An 18,539-nucleotide genomic window follows, 5' to 3' on the forward strand; every position below is an offset into this window, starting at 1 on the left:
ATGTGTGAAAATACAAATAAATTTGATAAAGAGGTTAAAATTTATGGTATGGCGATGGACCCAATTTATGTTGGAACAGGAGGATATACAATAGGACGAGTTGATAATACAATTGTGAGGGATCCAATAAATAGACTTCCTAAAATTCCTGGTTCAAGTATAGCAGGGACTTGGAGGTATTATGTGGCTCTAAAAATCCATGAATTTTTTGAAGATGACGAGATGCGAATTAAAAAAAATGAAAGAAGAGATAAGAAGTTAGAGGAAATTTTTATTCAAAATTCACCAGAATGGGTTGTGAAATTTGAAGGCAATAGATATGCAGGAATAAAATGTGCAGGACATGATGACTTATCTACTGCTACTTTAGAGGAAAGCAGGGAAAAAGAAACTGGTCATTGTGGACATTGTATAGTTTGCAAAGGTTTTGGTTATTCAAAAAGAGATATGAGTTGGCAAGGTATGATGTATTTTAGTGACTTAAATATTTTGTTCTTTCCTGTATTTACAATGTTAGGTACTAAATGGATTACTACAAAAGAAATATTGGAAAATGCTAATTTATTTAATGGTGAGTTAAAAGTTAATAATGATGAAAATCATGAGTATGTTTATGCATTAAAAGAAATTGAAAAAGATAAAGAAGCTGGTTATATAAATATCGGATGGCTTTACTTGCCATATAAAATAGAAAATATGTCGATAGACTTAAATAAAATTAAAATTGAAAAGTTTATGTTAAATTATGAAGATATTATTATTGTATCAAAAGAGATATTTTCACAAATTGTGAATTCTAACCTTGAGGTTAGGACATCCGTATCTATAGATCCGATAACTGGTGCTGCAAAAGAAGGAGCATTATTTACTTCAGAAGCAATTCCGCGGGGAACGATATTTTACGGCAATTTGAGAATATTTGATAAATCAACTTTTGTAGGATTAGACAAAACAAATGATTTACCTGATTATGATATGCTAAAAGACGCTTTAAATGATTCCAAACACTTTTTTGAAACCTTAGGTATCGGCGGTATGACAACGAGAGGTTTTGGAAGATTAAGAATTAATGAATTAGATTGAAATTGAAAAGTTAAAGTTCAATTATTCTGATTCATAAAATACAGGAGGGAGTAATGGTGGGAAAGAATAGCTTAGAAAGTGTTATCAGTCAAATTGCTTTTGAAATTGTAGATGAGAAAATTTTAGATGCAAATGAAATCAATAAATTTTTAGGTGTACTTTCTAATGATGGAGTTTATGCTATGTGGGTATATGCTTTATATAAAATTGGTTGTGAATTTTCTCCTAACATAAATTTGGAAAGTATGCGTATTTTTAAATTGTTAAAGAAAATTGCAGAGTTAGATAAGTATGTAACGAATTCTTTAAATTATGAGAATTTAATTAAAGAAATTTCTGGCTTGGGAAAAGAAATTTTTGATTTAGAAAAAGAAATTAAGGAAATAGATTCGGATACAACAAATAATAGATCAGAAGAAATGAAAAAATTAAAAGAAAAAAAAGAGAAAGAAAGACGAAAAAAGCTAAATGAATATTTTATTAATTTAGCAAATGAAATAGACACACTTCTCTTCTTCAAAGATTTATTAGAAAAAACATTAATTTATGCTCGTTACCATGCAAAGGCTATGGAGGAATAAGAATGAAGTGGTATGAACTGATTTTTAAGCAAATCCAGCCTATACATATTGGTTCAATTAAATGGGGAGTTATAAACGAAACTGAAATTTTTATACCTGGTTGGACTATGTGGGGGGCTTTAACTAATCAGTATTTAAGAGCAAAAAGATTTAACGAAATTGATAAGGCTAAAAGAATATTTGAGCATATAACTAATTTTTATCCATGTATAAAATACGAAAGGGATGAATGTTTAAATAAAGAACCGCTATTTCCTAAATATAAAGAGGGGAATTTTTACATAGGAGATTATTTTGAGGATGAATTTAAATTTGATTTTGTGGATACTATTGTATCAACTGCAATAGAGCCATTATCAAGGAAAGCAAAAGATGAAAGCATTCATGAATTTGAATTTATATTGCCAGTATCAAAGCAAAATAGGGATAAACCAAAACAGCTTTATTGGATAGGATTAGTTGGACTAGAAGATGATATGATAGATAATATTAAAAGTTTTTTTAAAAGTTCTTTAAAGATATATATTGGCGGAGATGCTAAATATGGCTTTGGAGAGTTGAAATTAATTGAAATCAGTGAACTAAATAACAAAGACGGAGATGTAAATCAAGAACTTAAAAAGTGGGATTTGGATGAAAATGGTTATTTGTTTTTATATAATGAGAAAGATAATCTAACTTTAAAACATTTTTTTAAATTTTCCAATATGATAAATTTTGAAGGAGAAATCAAATTACTTATAGAATCTGACTTTAGTCAAAATACGCCTAGAATTTTAAATGCAAATTATTTTGTAAACATAGGGAGTAAAATAATCAATAGAGAGAACTTAAGAAATTACCAACTTTTTAAAGGTAAATTAATAAAAACTAAATAGTTTTTAAAATTTTATTTACTTATGAGTAAATTTTTATCATCAAAAATAAGCAACCTCTCTAATTTAAGAGAGGTTGTGGCAATTTGAGTGCTTGTTTTAAAATTAAAGGCAGGAGTGATCAGATGCCATTAATAGTAAGAGAGTTACTGCATTTTGTTGTACCTTTAATTAGTGCAGGCATACTTGGTATTTTGTTTATATATATTAGCAATAAAATAATGATAAAATATTATAATTATTCAAAAGAAGCTGCTTACAAAATGTCTTTAGAACAATATATAGAAATAATGTCGGTTTTGACGGTATTAGATTTCTTAAGAGTTTTTCTACATTTTCAGTTTAACATTATACAATGGTCGATTATAGGTGTACTGATTGTAGAATTGATAAAACAAATAATAAAAGATTTAAAAGATTTATAGTGCAAGGAGGAATTTGAAGAATTATGTAGAATTATGTTATATAAAGTTGTTAGATTGTGTAGTAAATTGTCGTCTACCTTAGATAATGCAAAAAGTGCAGGACATCGATGATAATATAGGAATTTACGTTTTAGCTTTTATCAGGAAGAATGAGAGATTATTAAATTATTAAGCAAGAGAGATTGACATTGATATGTTTTCTTGCAAAAAGAGAATGGCTTAATGATTCGATTATTTTAAAGCTACTTAAGCTGGTATTGCCTAATAGACGAAGAAAGAGAGTTTTATCTGGAAAGTTACTGGTTTAGAAGCAGATTATATATTCTATCTTTCTATATTGTAGAATTTATATAATTGTAGTATTATATGGATAGAGTAATCGGATATAGCAGGGTGTGGTTGCAACTTTCCCACGAAGGGAAGTGGTTGCTTATGATGAATACATATGAAACATTATCTCTAATGATAATGTTTGGAATGTTCGTCATAGCAATTCTTAGTTTTAACAAAAAAATAATAACCACCCTGCTGCAACCAGAGTGGTTATAACTTTATAACTTACGCTGGGCGACCGCACTTTGCGGTGCCGATTACTCTCACTTATATTATAACACGATGAGAATAAAGTAAACAACATTTTAAAGTTTCGTTCTTGTATAATGAAGGTGGGATTTATAAATGCTTTTAAGAAAGCGGTTAAAAAATAGTAGATTAGGCTATCAACTTATTTTTGCAGGTGCTTTACTTATTTCTTTTATAGAAATTATCATAAGATACAAAGTTAGAGATTTTTCAAGAGGACTTTTTATAGGTGTATGTATTGGTTTGGAAATATTAGGGATTATTGCTGCCGGGAGATATAATAAGTCAAATAAAATCAAATAAAGCAGTACGGATTTTTCGTTTTCGCTTTGCTCAAAACAAAAAATCCGAATTTATAGTGCACCTCTGCTTATTTTGTAGAAGTGCTTTTATTTTTTTGTATATTTTTATGGTCTTTATATATTAAGAAAGCAGAGAAATGGAAGGAAGATGTATGAGCCGAAAATACGATATAACGATGAAAAATATTTTTCTGATATGTCTGATGACATAATGAGTTATTTTTTAGGACTGCAATATACGAAAATCGATGAACTAAATATAGAATTTGCAAGAGTAGAACGCAGAGACAGTGGCATGATATTCAAATGTACAACAGACAAAGGAAAAGTGGCTGTTCATATAGAATTTCAATCAGAAAATGACGAAAAGATGCCTTACAGGATGCTTAGATATTCCCTGGAGATAATGGAAAAGCATAATCTCTTACCATATCAGATAGTAATTTATATAGGCAAAGATAATGCAAACATGGAAAATAGCTTAAACTACGACTTTGAAGAACAAAACACATTAGACTATAAATACAGAATAATAAATGTCGGCGACATAAAATATACTGATGTTGTAGAAACAGACTATTATGACTTGTATTCGCTTCTTCCAATGATGGATCAAAATAAAAGGAAAGAAGAAGGAGAAAAATATCTGGAAAGATGTGTGAGGCTATAAAAGATATTCCATTAGACATAAACAAAAAGAAAGACATAGCGTTTAAGGCAGAAATATTATCGGGCATAATTTATAAAAGAGAAGTTATTGAGAAAGTTTTTCTGGAGATGATAAGGATGTTTAGGATTGAATAATCTGAAATGTACAAAATGATAATAGAAAAAGGCACAGAAAAAGGAATTAAAAAAGGCGAAAAAGAAAAAACATAAAAATAGCAAAAAAGTTATTAAAAGAAGGTATGGACATAGATAGAATAGCAGAAATTACAGAGTTACCAAAAAGGAGATAAAAAAATCGAATAATTAGGATAAATTGGTTTTCGAAGATTCATGGTATCTGTAAAAAAATAGAAAGGAAAAAAGAAACAAGTTTTATTACTCCTGAAATAATCATGAAAATATTCAATGCAGATAGAGAGGTAATTAATTCTTTAAACGATCCACAAAAAATAAAGGAGGTGCTGAAAAAATATATAAAAAAAATCATCGTTTATCCAACTGAAATAAAATGTGAATTCTATTTCGGGATAGGTGATGATTTCCGTTCTTTGGAAGTAGCGGCGAGTGGAGTCGAACCACCGACACTGCGGGTATGAACCGCATGCTCTAGCCAACTGAGCTACGCCGCCATGTTTGGTTGCGGGGGCAGGACTTGAACCTGCGACCTCCGGGTTATGAGCCCGACGAGCTGCCAACTGCTCCACCCCGCGATGTACTATTCAATTGGTGCCGGAGACCGGAATCGAACCGGTACGGGCTTTAAAGGCCCGCAGGATTTTAAGTCCTGTGCGTCTGCCAGTTCCGCCACTCCGGCAATCACATCAACCAGCGACATCATTAATTATATTACATAAAAGACTATTAGTCAATACCTTTATGCCATATTATTCGGTGTAGATTACAATAAAATTTTGACATATTTGATGATGAAAGTGACCAATAGTAATCAATTGTTTTTTTATTTAATTTACAAAGAAGGAATTAGAGGAATTATGCAGAATATATTTATATAAAGTTAAATTTGTCGTCTACATTGGATAAGGCAAAAAGCACAGGATATCGAGATATTTTAGGAATTACTTTTAAGGTTTATAGGAAGGTGGGATGTTTAAAATTATCAAGAATGATTGATTGATATTGGCCTAATTTACATAAAAAGAAAGTAATTTTACAATTTTACAAAAGATGTGAATAAATGTTTTTAGCTTACCTATGAGGGATCGAAAAATATTAGCTAAATTTGACAAAAGTCGTTAATTCTATATAATTTATTATAGCGCTTTATGAGAAGTTAAAAAATTAACGAATTAAGGAGGACTAAAATTGATAACTGTATCTAAAGATGAAATGCTTGAGTTTTTTAATAAGTTAACAACTTTTTTACCATTACTTTTTGAGGACAGTGTATCTTTTGCCATTGTAGATAGAGAAAAATATTTGGAGATAAAAAATTGTGATGAGCTTCCTATTAATGCAAAAGTAGGTGATGCAATTCCAGAAGGTGGTGCAGCTTTTGAAGCCATTAGAACTGGAAACTACATTATAAAAGATGTACCGAAAGAAGTGTATGGAGTGCCGTTTAAGTCATATGCTATCCCTATAAAAGACTACGATGATACTGTAATTGGGGTTTTACTTATGGGGAAAAGTTTAGAAAAAAGACACAAAGTATTATCACTATCCGAAAATCTTGCATCATCGCTTGAGCAAATATCTTCGGCCATTCAAGAGGTTTCCTCTGGAGTCGAAATTGTGGTTAATTCTAATACTAAGATATTGGAAGAAGTAAATAAAGCTATTGAAAATACAAAGGGCACTGATGATATTTTAAAATTTGTTCAGAATATTTCTAAACAAACTAATTTATTGGGATTGAACGCAGCCATTGAGGCCGCAAGAGCTGGTGAAAAAGGTAAGGGTTTTACTGTAGTTGCTGAAGAGATACGAAAGCTATCTAATAGCAGCAGTGAATCAATAAGTAGAATAGACTCAATATTGGTAAAAATACAGGAATCTATTAAAAGTATTTCTGACAAAATAAATGCATCAAGTTCATTTTTTGAGACACAAGCTACTGCTTTTGAAGAAATTAGTTCATCCATAGAAGAATTAAGCGCTACTTCTCAACTTTTAGAAGAATTGGCAAGGAATTTATAGGATTATAAAAGCAGTGTGGATTTTTTATTTTCGATTTGCTCAAGAAAAAAATCTGAATTTATAGCGCACCTCTGCTTATTTTGCAGGAGTGCTTTTATTTTATAGAGGCAATAATTTGCTTCTATCAATTGCTGTTATCAAACAAATATCAGAGAAGATAAAAAATATTTTTTAAGCATACTCTTAGACTGAACTCTAAAAGCATGAAAGATGTATTTCATTCTACTTCAAAATTTCTTCTGATAGATCTTCTGGTAAACATAATGATTCGATTATTTTAATAAAGCTTGAAAGAAGTCTCCCATTCTCTTTAGGTGGGAGATGAATTTCTATTGTCTACCATGGAATTATATGTTATAATATTATCAGGAGTAAAAGAGTGAAGTGGTGATATAATGCTGATATTAGATAATAATAATCATTCAGTATTCTTATTGTATTATCATCTTATAATGGTTGTAAAATACAGAAGAAAAGTAATAGACGATAACATATCAAATAGATTAAAGGAGATATTTGAGAATATATCATCCAATTATAATATATCACTGCAAGAATGGAATCACGATAAAGACCATGTACACATACTTTTCAAAGCAGAACCTAATTCTGAAATATCAAAATTCATAAATGCTTATAAAAGTGCATCATCTAGACTCATAAAAAAAGAATATCCGCAGATAAAACAAAAACTTTGGAAAGAATATTTTTGGTCAAGAAGTTACTGTCTTCTTACAACTGGTAGTGCACCTATAGAAGTTATAAAACAGTATATAGAAAGCCAAGGTGAGAAAAGATGATGACATGTCAGCATTTTTTCATAGAACCCACAAAAGAACAAGAAGAAAAGCTTTTTTATACATTGTATTTATGTCGCAAATTATACAACTATTCACTGGATCAAAGAATAAAACATTACAAACAATATGGCAAAGGACTTACATATAAAGAACAGCAGAACATGCTTCCAAAATATAAAAAAGAACATCCAGAATACAAATTAGTACAGTCGCAAATATTACAGGATGTGTTGAGAAGATTAGATAGAGCATATAAAAACTTCTTTGACAAAAGAGCCAAATATCCTAAATTCAAAGATAAATATCACTACACATCAATAACACTTCCACAATGCGAAACAAAAAGAAACTTTGGGAAAGAAGGATATGTATACATAAAAAATATAGGGCATATAAAAATCAAAGCACATAGAAACTTTGATCCAACAAAAGTCAAAACAATAAACATAAAATACCATGCAGGAAAGTGGTATATAAATCTGTCAGTTGAAGTAGAAGAAGAAAAAGAAAAAACAGTCATAAGAGAAAAAGCAATAGGAGTAGACAAAGGAATAAACTCAATAGCTGCAACATCAGATGGAGAGTTATACTCAAATCCTAAATGGCTACAAAAATCAGAGAAGAAACTAAAAAGACTGCAAAGACAATTATCAAGAAAAAAGAAAGGAAGCAAAAACAGAGAAAAGCAAAAGAAAAGATTAGCGAAACTTCATGAAAAAATAGCGAATCAAAGAAGGGACTATCTACATAAGATAAGCTATAACATAGTAAAACATAATGACATCATATGCGTTGAAGATTTGCAAGTAAAAAATATGATGAAAAATCATAAACTTGCAAAATCGATAGCAAATGCAGGATGGGGAATGTTAGACAAATATCTCCAGTATAAAGCAGAAAAAGAGGGAAAAATCTTCGTAAAAGTAGATCCAGCATATACATCACAAAGATGTTCAAGATGCGGGAAAATAGTAGAAAAAGACTTATCAGTAAGAATACACAAATGCGAGTGCGGATTAGAGATAGACAGAGATGTAAATGCAGCGATAAATGTGCTGTATGAAGGATTAAAACAATTAGTCATAGCAGTATAAGAGTAATAATTTTGTAGGGAAGGTTCCTCCCGAAGTTACGCCTATGGAGATTGTGTAAGACCTACTGTGAATAGCAGTAGGCAACGGTCTATGAAGTAGGAAGCTCCACCCTCTATAGGATGGAGTAGGTTCACCAGAAAAATAACCGCCCACTGCAACCAGAGTGTTTATAAATTTAGACACAGTTTTGTTACAAAATTTACATTTTTTTAATATATTTGCAAATGGAATTTTGCTATGGTATAATTTAATTAATTTAATAATATGCTATAACGCTGAATTCGTATGAAACGGGGAAACCAATTTTGGGGTGAATCCATTTGTATGGAGGGGTTATCTTTCGACCCTAACCCGTCAGCTAACCTCGTAAGCGTTGAAAGAGGAGGAAGTAGCATGAATATATTCGGTACAACTACCTTCTATTAGTTACCGGGTTTCAGCTATAGATTTTCTCTATGGCTTTTTTAATACCCTAAAATAGAAGGAGGTTTTTAAATGAGATTACCTATTTTTTCTGTCATTGGTGCCGGCAATGGTGGGCAGGCGATGGCGGCACATCTTTCGCTGATGGGTTTTACAGTCAATTTGTACAACAGATCTCGTGAAAAATTAGCTTCTATCTTAAATAATGGTGGCATTCATCTTGAAGGAGTTGTAGATGGATTTGCAAAGCTTAATATGGTCACTGACGATATGGAAGACGCTATAAAAGATGCAGACATAATCATGGTGACAGTTCCTGCGTCTGGCCACAGTGACATAGCTTATGAAATGTTACCACACTTGAGAAATGATCAGATAATAGTTTTGAATCCGGGAAGAACTTTTGGCGCTATAGAGTTTTATAACATTGTTAAAATTAGAGACGATATAAATGTGGTAGTAGCAGAGACTGATACGTTTATATATGCTTGCAGATCGAATAATGGCATTTCAAAAATTTTCAGGATAAAAGATGTGGTTTCACTGGCATCTATACCGGCTTGGAAGGCTGATTATGTTGTTGATTTATTGAGATTGGCTTATTCGCAGATAGTACCTGCTGAAAATGTTTTAGAGACTAGTTTAAATAATATAGGTTCTATCTTTCATCCAGCGCCTACACTTTTGAACTCTGCAAGAATAGAGACTACAGAAGGTGATTTTCAATATTATCTTGAAGGTATATCGCCGTCGGTGGCTAAAATATTGGAGAGAATGGACAGGGAGAGAATAGCAGTTGCCCACGCTTTAGGTGTCAATGCTGTTACAGCGCTTGATTGGCTTAAAGATGCATACGGCGTTATTGCAGACAATCTGTATGATGCGATTCAAAAGACAGATGCTTATAGAGGCTTGCTTGCGCCAAAAAATCTTAATTGTAGGTACATTTTTGAAGATGTGCCAATGAGTTTGGTGCCTATTTCATCGATTGGCAAACAATTAGGCATTCCTACTCATACTATAGATTCCATAATTCATTTAGCATCGTGTATGCATGAGGTGAACTACTGGAAAATCGGGCGCACAGTAGGAAAACTAGGATTGGAAGGAAAAAGCGTAGAAGAAATAAAGGAAATGATAGAGGGGTTAAAGGAGGAGATCACTGTCGCATGAAAAAATATATTATTGCAGCTTCTATAGAAAATGACGTCCATGTTGCGGGAGTATATAGATTTTTAAATATGGCAGAGCAGGAAGGGTATAAAGTGGATTTTTTAGGTCCTGCTACATCTATTGATAAGTTGGTAGATACAGTGCGTTTAAAGAAACCTGATATAGTAGGTGTAAGTTATAGACTGACTCCAGAAACGCTGAAAATCATATTGAATGAGCTTAAAGATAAAATACGAAAATATGGTTTAAGCAATATTAGATGGATATTTGGAGGCACAGAGCCCAATTGCTTAGTTGCAAAAGAGTCAGGAATATTTGAGGAAATTTTTGATGGAACTTTTGGTGATGAGTACACAATTTCATACCTAAGAGGAGAGAAAGCTTCACATAGCGAAATAGAATATGGTAAAGATGTGGTTGAAAGGATTGAGAAAAGCTATCCATATCCTATAATAAGGCATCACTTTGGGTTGCCTTCGTATACAGATACACTTGAAGGTGTAAGGAGGATTGCGGAAGAAAAAATTCTCGATGTGATATCTATAGCCCCTGACCAAAATACGCAAGAGCACTTTTTTGATAAAAAGTATAAAGCATCGCTTGATGGAGCAGGTGGTGTGCCTATAAGGACTGAAGAAGAATTTAAAAGACTTTACGATGAGTCAAGGCGTGGAAATTATCCGCTGCTTAGATGTTACAGTGGAACGAATGATGTCTTTAAAATGGCAAAAGTGTTAAAAGACACGATAAACAATGCCTGGGCAGCTATACCCCTTTGCTGGTACAATGTACTAGATGGCAGGGGGCCAAGAGAAATAGAAGAATCCATTAGAGAGAACCAGATGTTGATGAAGTGGCACGGCGACAGAAACATACCTGTTGAGGTAAATGAAGCACATCACTGGGGGCTTAGAGATGCACATGATGCCATTTATGTGGCGGCAAGTTATCTTGCAGCGTACAATGCTAAGAGAATGGGTGTAAAGACATATATAGCACAGTTTATGTTTAACGTTCCGCCGGCTACATCTCCTAAAATGGATCTTGCTAAAATGCTGGCATCCATAGAACTTGTTGAAAGCCTTCAGGATGATAACTTTAGGGTATTTAGACAGGCGAGGGCAGGGCTTGCAAGCATGCCGCAGGATCTTTTTGAGGCGAAAGGGCAGCTTGCTTCCAGCGCATATCTTTCCATGGCGATAAAGCCTCACATATATCATGTTGTAGGTTTTTGTGAAGCACATCATGCTGCTACGCCAGATGATATAATAGAAAGTGTGAAGATTGTAAAAGCTGTAATAAAAAATACCTTATCTGGCATGTTTGATTTTACTCAAGATTTAGATGTTTTAAAGAGGAAAGAGGAACTAATAAATGATGCGATGGTAATAATCAATGCCATAAAGGATCTTAATACACTATGCAGTGATCCGCTGTCAGATCCACATACACTATCATTGGCGATAAAATTGGGAATTTTAGACGCACCGCATCTTAAAGGAAATAAAAGCGCAAGTGGCATGCTGACTACAAAGGTCGTAAATGGTGCGTGCTATGCCTATGACTATGATAGCAATAGGATTATTAAAGAGGAAGAAAGAATATATAACATAATTCAAAATTACCAAAAACTCATAATCGTAGCTTAAAAAATAGTTATTATCGGGTGTATACACAAAATATACATCCGTTTTTTTTTATGTTTTCTATATAAATTTTTTTTGAGAAAAACATATTATAAGGAGAGGCAAATACAATAGGAGGTGATGAATAATTGTTAATAGTTGTAGATCCTGGCCATGGCGGTTCTGACAGTGGTGCTATAGGATATGGCTATTTTGAAAAAGATATAAACTTAAGCGTATCTCTTAAATTGAGGGACGTTTTAGAAGCAAACAATGTAGATGTAATTTTGACAAGGGATAAAGATATAACGTTGGGGCTTAGCGAAAGGTGCGATATTGCCAATAAAAACAATGCAGATTACTTTGTTTCAATTCACTGTAACAGCTTTAAAGATTCTTCTGCGAAGGGGACAGAAACTTATTCATATCCTGGAAGCACTTCCGGAGCAAAATTGGCAAAAAGCGTGCAGCAAGCTATTGTGACAAATTTAAAAACAGCAGATAGAGGTGTAAAAACAGCTAACTTCTATGTATTACATCATACAAATATGCCATCAATATTAGTTGAATTAGGGTTTATAACAAATAAGGATGATTTAGATCTTCTTTTGAATAAACAAAATCTGTATGCTGCATCTATTTCAAATGGAATATTAAATACTGTAGGTTTAAAGCAGACGAATGGTTCCAATGATATAGAAAAACTTCATCAAATGGGCATAATCTCTGATTACTACGATCCAGAAAGTTATGTAAAGTGGAAAGATATTGCAGGTGCATTATTAAAAATTATAGGGGGTTAAAGAAAATGAAAGACCTAATCATGACTATATTGACAGCAGGGCTGCAATTGGTGATACTTGCTACATTAGGCTATGTCATAAATTATTTGTATTCAAAGATAGGCACTGAAAAGACAAAAAGGTATTTCGAGATAGCGAAAATGATTGTAAGAGGAGTAGAGCAGGAATTTGGTGCGGGAAATGGTGCTGATAAAAAAGCAGAAGCGGTAAACCTTATAAAGAAGATAGTGGGAAACAAGCTGACGGATGAAGAAATAGACAAATTAATTGAAGCTGCTGTGTTTGAGATGAACTACGTATTAAATCTAAAGGGGCTTAGCACCACAAGCAAAAAAGTTTAAAAAAATGACTGCTGCAAGCTATATTAGCGTAGTCTTGCAGCAGTCTTTTTTTTACGCTTGTGTAATGACGCTGTCGTTTTTTACTTTCGATTTTTCGCCTTCTGGTTTTGTAAGTTTGATTTTAGGAAGAACTAAATTTAAGATTATACCTGCTAGTGTTGCAGGACCGACGCCTTCAAACACGAAATTTCCTGATCCTATTTTGATGCCGCCGACACCGAGAGTTAAGATTACTGATGCTATTATCAAATTTCTGCTGTCAGAAAAGTCAACCTTATTTTCTACTAATGTTCTTATACCTGCGGCTGCAATCATTCCAAATAGGATTATGGTGACACCGCCCATTACAGCTTGCGGTATGACTTGTATAAGTGCTCCTATCTTCTGGATAAAGCTTAGAAGTATCGCTATGACAGCGGCACCTTCTATGACTCTTGAGCTGTATACTTTTGTCATGGCTAAAACACCGATATTTTCTCCATACGTCGTGCTTGGTGGACCGCCAAACAGTGCAGCTATTGACGTTGCTAAGCCATTTCCCAGCATGACTCTATGAAAACCTGGATCTTTTATCAAATCCTTATCAACTATATTTCCTATTACAAGGACATGACCTAGATCTTCGATTATTGCAACTAATGCTAAAGGTGCAATAAGTGTCACAGCACCCCATGCAAGCACTGGTGAATGACCGATAAGAAATGAAAATTTCGGTACAGCAATCCACGAAGCTTTTAAGACAGGAGAGAAATCTACAAGACCTCTGAATATGGCGAAGATGTATCCGCCGATGGTTCCTAGTAAAATTGGTATAACTTTCATGAATCCTTTTCCAAACATGCTGAATATTATTACAAGTGCGGCTGTAACTAAAGCCGTAGGCAAGTCCTTTTGTGCTTCTTGTATCGCTGTAGGTGCCAAGCTTAAGCCAATGATCATTACAACAGGACCTACTACTACAGAGGGAAGAATCCTTTCAATCCAATCGATGCCGGTTAAGCTTATTATTATGAAAACTGCCACGTACACAAGCCCCGCGGCTATCATGCCGGTGAAAGCGCCTCTTACGCCGTAAGCTTTTGTCGCTGCTATTATAGGAGCGATAAATGCGAATGATGAACCTAAATATGCAGGAACTTTTCCTTTTGTCATTAAGTGAAATATTAATGTACCAAGACCTGATGTAAACAACGTTACGGCAGGGTCTAATCCTGTCAAAAGAGGTACCAGTATTGTTGCGCCAAACATTGCAAAGACATGTTGAAAGGACAGCGGAACAGCTTCATTGATAGGCGGTACATCTTGTATACCGTAAAATTTGTTTTTCATGACGATTCCTCCTTTAATTTTTGGCATAAAAAAACCCTCTCAAGGAGGACAAACATATAGATATGCAGCAATATCGTTCCTCCTTTTTAGCCTCACTGGACTAATTTTAAAGGGTCTTATTAAACTACAAAAATTATAACATACAAAAATAAGATTGTCTATATGATATTTTAAAGTTGCAATTATGCTGTTAAAACAAAAGTGTATTAAACGTCTAAGGATTACAAGAATTTTTTATTGGAATGATTTGAAAAATGTTTTAAAATAAAAATGTAAAGATTTTTGATTGGATGTGGATTTATGATAATTAAATTAAAAAATAAAAAGTTACTATATTTATTTATATTGATGAATATATTGATAATAATTTTATCATCAATAATAATTTCTAAATATTTCATCTATAAACATGAATTGGTTTATCTTTACTATTATGCAAATCTAATGGATGAAAATAGAGCAATTTTAGAAAGTGTGAAATTTAAGGATTTTCATGATGAACAATTGATAGAAGATAGTTATAAAAATTTAGAACATTTTGTTCAATATAATAATTTATATATTTTAAAAGGTAAATTAAATAGTAAAAATGTTGGATATTTTGAATATGGTTTCCTTCATAACATAAAAGAAGCAACAGATAAAGTTATTAGTGATATACATAATAATAAAGTTAATATACAAGATGAAAATTATATACAAGATATGTCGAATAAATATGATATTTTATTTAATGAGTATCTTAAATTTATTAAGGAATCAAACTTTGTAAATTTGAAATATCCAAGACTTGAAAGTACATCAAGAATATACGAAGTTATGAATAATATTTCGTCTAAGTTTATTAATGCCAAATAATTGCAGAAAGAGGCTTAGTCAAGCCTCTTTCTGAATCTTAATACGGCGATTAAGAGCAACGCAAATCCCATAGATGTCATAATTATGATTTGGTTTAATAATATGTTTGCGCTTATTCCTTTTATTATTATTCCCCTCAATATGTCGAGAAAATATGTGAGTGGAATGACATCACTTATTGCTCTTATGACAGAAGGCATTTGTTCTCTTGGAAATATGAACCCTGATAAAATTATTGTGGGCAAAAGCACCATGAAAGCGCCTTGCATTGCCTGCGTTTGAGTCTTTGCTGCTGTTGATATAAGCATACCTATAGCGAGAGCGCATATTATAAAGTCAAAGCCTAAAAGAAGCAGTAAAAATATGCTGCCATTTACAGGAACGCGGAACCAATAAATGCTTAAGGCAAGAACCATTAGAAAATCTGTATATCCGATTAGAATATATGGTGTCAATTTTCCTATCATAAGCTCTACTGACTTTATAGGCGTCACAATAAGTTGTTCCATTGTGCCTTTTTCTTTTTCCCTTACTAAGGCAAAAGCCGTCAATATTATCGTTATGTTCTGCATTACTAATCCTAAAAGTCCAGGTATGGTAAATGTCAATGTGTTTAAATCAGGGTTGTATTCGACTTTTGTACTTAAGTCTATGCCTATATTAGGTATGTGCATACCTTTCTTAGACAATTCTTCCTCTGTATTTTTGTTTGAGAAGTACTGGGCCACCATTATACCGCTTGATAGTGCAGTCCGTGCTGTTGTGGGATCGGAACCGTCAATTTTAAGTAGTACGTTTGTCATCTTGTTTTTATATTGTGAGAAATCTGGCGGAATGATAAGTCCCGCCTTTACTTTTCCTGTATCAATGAGATTGTTGAGTTCATCAATATTATCCACATAATATTCAGGATTGAAGTACAGTGAATTTCTATATGCATTTATGAAATCTCGACTTTCCTGCGTCTTGCTTTGATCAAATACTGCCATTGGTATATGATCTACTTCTGTAGATACGGCGTATCCAAAGAGAAAAAGCATAGCAAGAGGCATCACTATTGATATGACTAGACTTGGTTTATCTCTCTTTATCTGTATAAATTCCTTTTTTATTATGGCAAAGAGCCTTGAAATACTCATATCTACTATCCTTTCATTACAATTTGTCCATACCGCCATGCTCATTGACGTATTTTATAAAGACATCTTCGAGGTTGTTTGAATTGTTTTCTTTGATGATTTCTGAAGGTGTGCCAAAAGTCAAAAGATGGCCGTTAAACATGAATGCGACAAAATCGCTTTCTTGAGCTTCTTCCATGTAATGTGTCGTGACTAATACAGATAGTCCTTCTGATGTAAGTTTTTTTATTGTGTTCCAGAAAAGTCTCCTTGAGACAGGGTCTACACCTGATGTTGGTTCATCAAGTATGATGAATTTAGGATTGTGCAAAAGGGCACATCCAAGAGACAATCTTTGCTTCCACCCTCCCGATAGTGTGCCGACTATTTGGTTTTCACGGTCATGTAATTCCATCATGTCGATTATGATTCTTTCTCTTTCGGTTCTTTCTTTTTTGTCAAGCCCATATATGCTGGAGTAAAAGTCCATATTTTCCTTAACAGTTAAATCCTCATAAAGGCTAAATTTCTGTGACATGTATCCGATGGACTTTTTTATCTTTTCACTTTCTTTTACAATGTCAAAGCCCATGACTGTGCCATGACCAGATGTGGGTTTTATTATTCCGCATATCATCCGTATCGTTGTTGACTTTCCAGATCCATTTGGGCCTAATAGGCCGAAGATTTTGCCTGACGGAACTTTAATTGAAAGTTTATCTACGGCAGTGATGTTGCCAAAGCGCTTTGTCAAATCTTTTAATTCTATGACGTAGTCCATTTTATCACCTTCATCATATAGTCACATCTGCCAGCATTCCAGGCTTTAATTCTTTAACATTGTCTTTTATTTGTATTTTTACCTCATATACGATGTCCTCTTTTGAAGACTCTGTAGTAGCATTTTTGGGTGTAAATTCACCATTTGGAGAGATGTACACGACTTTACCGCTTATTTTCTTATTAATGGAGTTTACGCTTATGGCAACATCTTTATTAAGGGATACTTTGTACAAGTATTTTTCTGGGACGTATATTTTAATCCAAAGATTGCTTAGATCAGATATTTCAGCTATATTACCGCCTGGAGTTATGATTTCACCTGCATTAAAATATGTGTCTGTAATAGTACCGCTAATAGGAGATGTTATCACGCCTTTTTTAACCATTAGATTAGATAGATCATAGGCTGCTTGAGCTTGCTCTACCTTGAGATTTGCAATATCTGCCTGTTCTTTGGGTCCATTTTTGATTTGTTCATAATTTAATTTTGCCATATCAAGAGCTGCTTTTGCTTCTTTAGCTTGTTCTTCATATTGGCTGACATCAAGCAAAGCTATCTTGTCTCCCTTTTTAACTTGTTCACCGGTGCTAACGTATAAATCTAATATGCGCCCAGAAATTTCTGATTGAACGTCTACTGTTGTTGCTTCAATTGTTCCAGAGTATTTGTTTTCATTTGAACTTGTATTTGAACATCCTGAGACGATGAATACTGATATGGCTAATAATACTATAATCGCCATTAAACGCTTCATAGACTACTGCTCCTTTCTCGATTTTATGCCATTCATAAAGATCTCTACGATTGTGCTGATTTCTTTTTCAACGTCTTTTGACTTTTTGTCATCAGGGAAAAATTGTTGTTCTGCTATAAGCATCATTACGGAGCCAAACAGCGAGCGTACAACAGTGCGTGGAGGCAAATCTCTAAATATGCCTTTTTCAATACCACTCTGATAAAATTCTTCTCCTATTTCCAATGTCTTTATTGCGACGTGTTCCACCAGTTTTTCGCGTATTTTTTCTTTTGTCAATGCTTCTGTGCCTATCACTTTGATTATTGAAAAATTTTTTGTGATCATTTCATACCTATCTTTCAATAGATCTGCGAGAATTTCTTCTTCTGGCTTTTCAGAGTGAAGGACTTTATTTAGAGGCAATACGATAAACTTTTCAGAAAAAAATTGGATCGCTTTTGTGACGATGGACATAAGTATATCTTTTTTTGTCTTAAAGTACCTAAATATAGTTCCTTCTGCGATGCCTGCATTTTTGGCGATTTCGCTTGTCTTTGTGCTGTCGAAGCCTTTTTCGCTAAAAAGTTCAATTGACGCGTTTATGATCTTTTCTTCTGTTGAAATGTCATCTTTTTTCATTTATACACCTCCAAGTGAGTGCTCACTCATTTTTATCTATTATATTCTACGATGAAAAAATTGTCAATATGATAAAAATTTAGATTGTGCCATCAAAGTGCATTAAGATAAAGGTAAATTGGCAGATATGTGTATGATAATC

19 protein-coding genes, 3 tRNA genes, 2 pseudogenes and 1 riboswitch are annotated in these 18,539 nt (G+C 33.2%); of the genes and pseudogenes, 16 read left to right on the top strand and 8 right to left on the bottom strand.

Annotated elements, in window-relative coordinates; genetic code table 11:
- From JJQ93_RS11490 to JJQ93_RS13100, 8 genes and pseudogenes are all read left to right on the top strand, one after another.
- Positions 1 to 1,083: an RAMP superfamily CRISPR-associated protein gene (locus JJQ93_RS11490; protein WP_274893868.1), complete on the top strand. Its 1,083-nt coding sequence runs from the start codon at positions 1 to 3 to the stop codon at positions 1,081 to 1,083.
- A 56-nt stretch (positions 1,084 to 1,139) separates the two neighbouring features.
- Entirely contained in the window at positions 1,140 to 1,664 is a 525-nt protein-coding gene (locus JJQ93_RS11495; protein ID WP_274893869.1) for a hypothetical protein, read from the top strand.
- A 2-nt stretch (positions 1,665 to 1,666) separates the two neighbouring features.
- Entirely contained in the window at positions 1,667 to 2,542 is an 876-nt protein-coding gene (locus tag JJQ93_RS11500) for a hypothetical protein (RefSeq protein ID WP_274893870.1), read from the top strand.
- Positions 2,543 to 2,664: 122 nt separating this feature from the next.
- Positions 2,665 to 2,964, top strand: coding sequence for a hypothetical protein (locus tag JJQ93_RS11505; protein WP_274893871.1), 300 nt, complete (start codon positions 2,665 to 2,667; stop codon positions 2,962 to 2,964).
- A gap of 435 nt (positions 2,965 to 3,399) precedes the next feature.
- The gene (locus JJQ93_RS13060; RefSeq protein ID WP_350494261.1) at positions 3,400 to 3,513 is read left to right on the top strand and encodes a putative holin-like toxin; all 114 of its coding nucleotides are present in this window, start codon (positions 3,400 to 3,402) and stop codon (positions 3,511 to 3,513) included.
- Positions 3,514 to 3,642: 129 nt separating this feature from the next.
- Positions 3,643 to 3,849 (top strand): hypothetical protein, encoded by a 207-nt coding sequence (locus tag JJQ93_RS11510; RefSeq protein ID WP_274893872.1) that lies wholly within the window; start codon positions 3,643 to 3,645, stop codon positions 3,847 to 3,849.
- A gap of 151 nt (positions 3,850 to 4,000) precedes the next feature.
- Positions 4,001 to 4,824, top strand: a pseudogene (locus JJQ93_RS11515) (Rpn family recombination-promoting nuclease/putative transposase).
- Between the two features lie 34 nt (positions 4,825 to 4,858).
- Positions 4,859 to 5,113: pseudogene (locus JJQ93_RS13100) on the top strand (recombinase family protein); the annotation flags it as partial.
- On the opposite strand, the gene JJQ93_RS11520 reads toward JJQ93_RS13100, so the two are convergent.
- The 3 genes from JJQ93_RS11520 to JJQ93_RS11530 all read right to left on the bottom strand — a co-directional run bounded on the left by JJQ93_RS11520 (position 5,073) and on the right by JJQ93_RS11530 (position 5,331).
- Positions 5,073 to 5,146, bottom strand: a tRNA-Met gene (locus JJQ93_RS11520). The pseudogene JJQ93_RS13100 and the gene JJQ93_RS11520 overlap by 41 nt on opposite strands.
- Positions 5,147 to 5,151: 5 nt before the next feature.
- Positions 5,152 to 5,227 (bottom strand) — tRNA-Met (locus JJQ93_RS11525).
- A 14-nt stretch (positions 5,228 to 5,241) separates the two neighbouring features.
- Positions 5,242 to 5,331 (bottom strand) — tRNA-Leu (locus JJQ93_RS11530).
- 824 nt (positions 5,332 to 6,155) lie between these two features.
- Between JJQ93_RS11530 and JJQ93_RS13105 the strand changes: the two genes are divergently transcribed.
- From JJQ93_RS13105 to JJQ93_RS11565, 7 genes are all read left to right on the top strand, one after another.
- The gene (locus tag JJQ93_RS13105) at positions 6,156 to 6,674 is read left to right on the top strand and encodes a methyl-accepting chemotaxis protein (RefSeq protein WP_503010262.1); all 519 of its coding nucleotides are present in this window, start codon (positions 6,156 to 6,158) and stop codon (positions 6,672 to 6,674) included.
- A 398-nt stretch (positions 6,675 to 7,072) separates the two neighbouring features.
- The gene (gene tnpA, locus JJQ93_RS11540) at positions 7,073 to 7,474 is read left to right on the top strand and encodes an IS200/IS605 family transposase (RefSeq protein WP_274894098.1); all 402 of its coding nucleotides are present in this window, start codon (positions 7,073 to 7,075) and stop codon (positions 7,472 to 7,474) included.
- Positions 7,471 to 8,568: an RNA-guided endonuclease InsQ/TnpB family protein gene (locus tag JJQ93_RS11545; protein ID WP_274893874.1), complete on the top strand. Its 1,098-nt coding sequence runs from the start codon at positions 7,471 to 7,473 to the stop codon at positions 8,566 to 8,568. The genes tnpA and JJQ93_RS11545 overlap by 4 nt, the downstream gene beginning before the upstream one ends.
- Before the next feature lie 263 nt (positions 8,569 to 8,831).
- Positions 8,832 to 8,955: riboswitch (cyclic di-AMP (ydaO/yuaA leader) on the top strand.
- Positions 8,956 to 9,063: 108 nt separating this feature from the next.
- Positions 9,064 to 10,164 carry an NAD/NADP-dependent octopine/nopaline dehydrogenase family protein gene (locus JJQ93_RS11550; protein ID WP_274893875.1) on the top strand — a complete coding sequence of 367 codons (1,101 nt, stop codon included), beginning with the start codon at positions 9,064 to 9,066 and terminating at the stop codon, positions 10,162 to 10,164.
- Entirely contained in the window at positions 10,161 to 11,813 is a 1,653-nt protein-coding gene (locus JJQ93_RS11555; protein ID WP_274893876.1) for a cobalamin B12-binding domain-containing protein, read from the top strand. The genes JJQ93_RS11550 and JJQ93_RS11555 overlap by 4 nt, the downstream gene beginning before the upstream one ends.
- Positions 11,814 to 11,938: 125 nt before the next feature.
- Positions 11,939 to 12,592, top strand: a complete 654-nt coding sequence (locus tag JJQ93_RS11560; protein ID WP_274893877.1) for an N-acetylmuramoyl-L-alanine amidase family protein — start codon at positions 11,939 to 11,941, stop codon at positions 12,590 to 12,592.
- A gap of 5 nt (positions 12,593 to 12,597) precedes the next feature.
- Positions 12,598 to 12,933 carry a phage holin gene (locus JJQ93_RS11565; protein ID WP_045408839.1) on the top strand — a complete coding sequence of 112 codons (336 nt, stop codon included), beginning with the start codon at positions 12,598 to 12,600 and terminating at the stop codon, positions 12,931 to 12,933.
- Positions 12,934 to 12,984: 51 nt separating this feature from the next.
- Here JJQ93_RS11565 and JJQ93_RS11570 read toward each other — a convergent pair whose 3' ends face one another.
- On the bottom strand, positions 12,985 to 14,262 hold the full coding sequence (locus JJQ93_RS11570; protein WP_045408838.1) for a solute carrier family 23 protein: 1,278 nt from the start codon (positions 14,260 to 14,262) through the stop codon (positions 12,985 to 12,987).
- Positions 14,263 to 14,562: 300 nt separating this feature from the next.
- On the opposite strand from JJQ93_RS11570, the gene JJQ93_RS11575 reads away from it, so the two are divergent.
- Positions 14,563 to 15,120, top strand: a complete 558-nt coding sequence (locus tag JJQ93_RS11575; protein ID WP_274893878.1) for a hypothetical protein — start codon at positions 14,563 to 14,565, stop codon at positions 15,118 to 15,120.
- Positions 15,121 to 15,134: 14 nt separating this feature from the next.
- On the opposite strand, the gene JJQ93_RS11580 is transcribed toward JJQ93_RS11575, so the two are convergent.
- Genes JJQ93_RS11580 through JJQ93_RS11595 form a run of 4 tightly spaced genes read right to left on the bottom strand, consistent with a single transcriptional unit; the run spans position 15,135 to position 18,397 of the window.
- On the bottom strand, positions 15,135 to 16,298 hold the full coding sequence (locus JJQ93_RS11580; RefSeq protein WP_503010255.1) for an ABC transporter permease: 1,164 nt from the start codon (positions 16,296 to 16,298) through the stop codon (positions 15,135 to 15,137).
- Entirely contained in the window at positions 16,276 to 17,019 is a 744-nt protein-coding gene (locus JJQ93_RS11585) for an ABC transporter ATP-binding protein (protein ID WP_274893879.1), read from the bottom strand. Before JJQ93_RS11585 ends, JJQ93_RS11580 begins: the two co-directional genes overlap by 23 nt.
- A gap of 13 nt (positions 17,020 to 17,032) precedes the next feature.
- Positions 17,033 to 17,776 carry an HlyD family secretion protein gene (locus tag JJQ93_RS11590; RefSeq protein WP_274893881.1) on the bottom strand — a complete coding sequence of 248 codons (744 nt, stop codon included), beginning with the start codon at positions 17,774 to 17,776 and terminating at the stop codon, positions 17,033 to 17,035.
- 3 nt (positions 17,777 to 17,779) lie between these two features.
- Positions 17,780 to 18,397: a TetR/AcrR family transcriptional regulator gene (locus tag JJQ93_RS11595; RefSeq protein ID WP_274893882.1), complete on the bottom strand. Its 618-nt coding sequence runs from the start codon at positions 18,395 to 18,397 to the stop codon at positions 17,780 to 17,782.
- Between the last annotated feature and the right edge of the window lie 142 nt (positions 18,398 to 18,539).

The sequence above is a fragment of the Thermoanaerobacterium sp. R66 genome (genome assembly GCF_028895185.1).
GTDB lineage: Bacteria > Bacillota > Thermoanaerobacteria > Thermoanaerobacterales > Thermoanaerobacteraceae > Thermoanaerobacterium.

Coding starts and splice junctions, on each gene's coding strand:
- JJQ93_RS11565 (WP_045408839.1), top strand. CDS start 12,598: ATGAAAGACCTAATCATGACTATATTGACAGCAGGGCTGCAATTGGTG.
- JJQ93_RS13105 (WP_503010262.1), top strand. CDS start 6,156: ATGGGGAAAAGTTTAGAAAAAAGACACAAAGTATTATCACTATCCGAA.
- JJQ93_RS11570 (WP_045408838.1), bottom strand. CDS start 14,262: ATGAAAAACAAATTTTACGGTATACAAGATGTACCGCCTATCAATGAA.
- JJQ93_RS11575 (WP_274893878.1), top strand. CDS start 14,563: ATGATAATTAAATTAAAAAATAAAAAGTTACTATATTTATTTATATTG.
- JJQ93_RS11490 (WP_274893868.1), top strand. CDS start 1: ATGTGTGAAAATACAAATAAATTTGATAAAGAGGTTAAAATTTATGGT.
- JJQ93_RS11500 (WP_274893870.1), top strand. CDS start 1,667: ATGAAGTGGTATGAACTGATTTTTAAGCAAATCCAGCCTATACATATT.
- JJQ93_RS13060 (WP_350494261.1), top strand. CDS start 3,400: ATGAATACATATGAAACATTATCTCTAATGATAATGTTTGGAATGTTC.
- JJQ93_RS11510 (WP_274893872.1), top strand. CDS start 3,643: ATGCTTTTAAGAAAGCGGTTAAAAAATAGTAGATTAGGCTATCAACTT.
- JJQ93_RS11590 (WP_274893881.1), bottom strand. CDS start 17,776: ATGAAGCGTTTAATGGCGATTATAGTATTATTAGCCATATCAGTATTC.
- JJQ93_RS11580 (WP_503010255.1), bottom strand. CDS start 16,298: ATGGCGGTATGGACAAATTGTAATGAAAGGATAGTAGATATGAGTATT.
- JJQ93_RS11585 (WP_274893879.1), bottom strand. CDS start 17,019: ATGGACTACGTCATAGAATTAAAAGATTTGACAAAGCGCTTTGGCAAC.
- JJQ93_RS11555 (WP_274893876.1), top strand. CDS start 10,161: ATGAAAAAATATATTATTGCAGCTTCTATAGAAAATGACGTCCATGTT.
- JJQ93_RS11505 (WP_274893871.1), top strand. CDS start 2,665: ATGCCATTAATAGTAAGAGAGTTACTGCATTTTGTTGTACCTTTAATT.
- JJQ93_RS11595 (WP_274893882.1), bottom strand. CDS start 18,397: ATGAAAAAAGATGACATTTCAACAGAAGAAAAGATCATAAACGCGTCA.
- JJQ93_RS11545 (WP_274893874.1), top strand. CDS start 7,471: ATGATGACATGTCAGCATTTTTTCATAGAACCCACAAAAGAACAAGAA.
- JJQ93_RS11550 (WP_274893875.1), top strand. CDS start 9,064: ATGAGATTACCTATTTTTTCTGTCATTGGTGCCGGCAATGGTGGGCAG.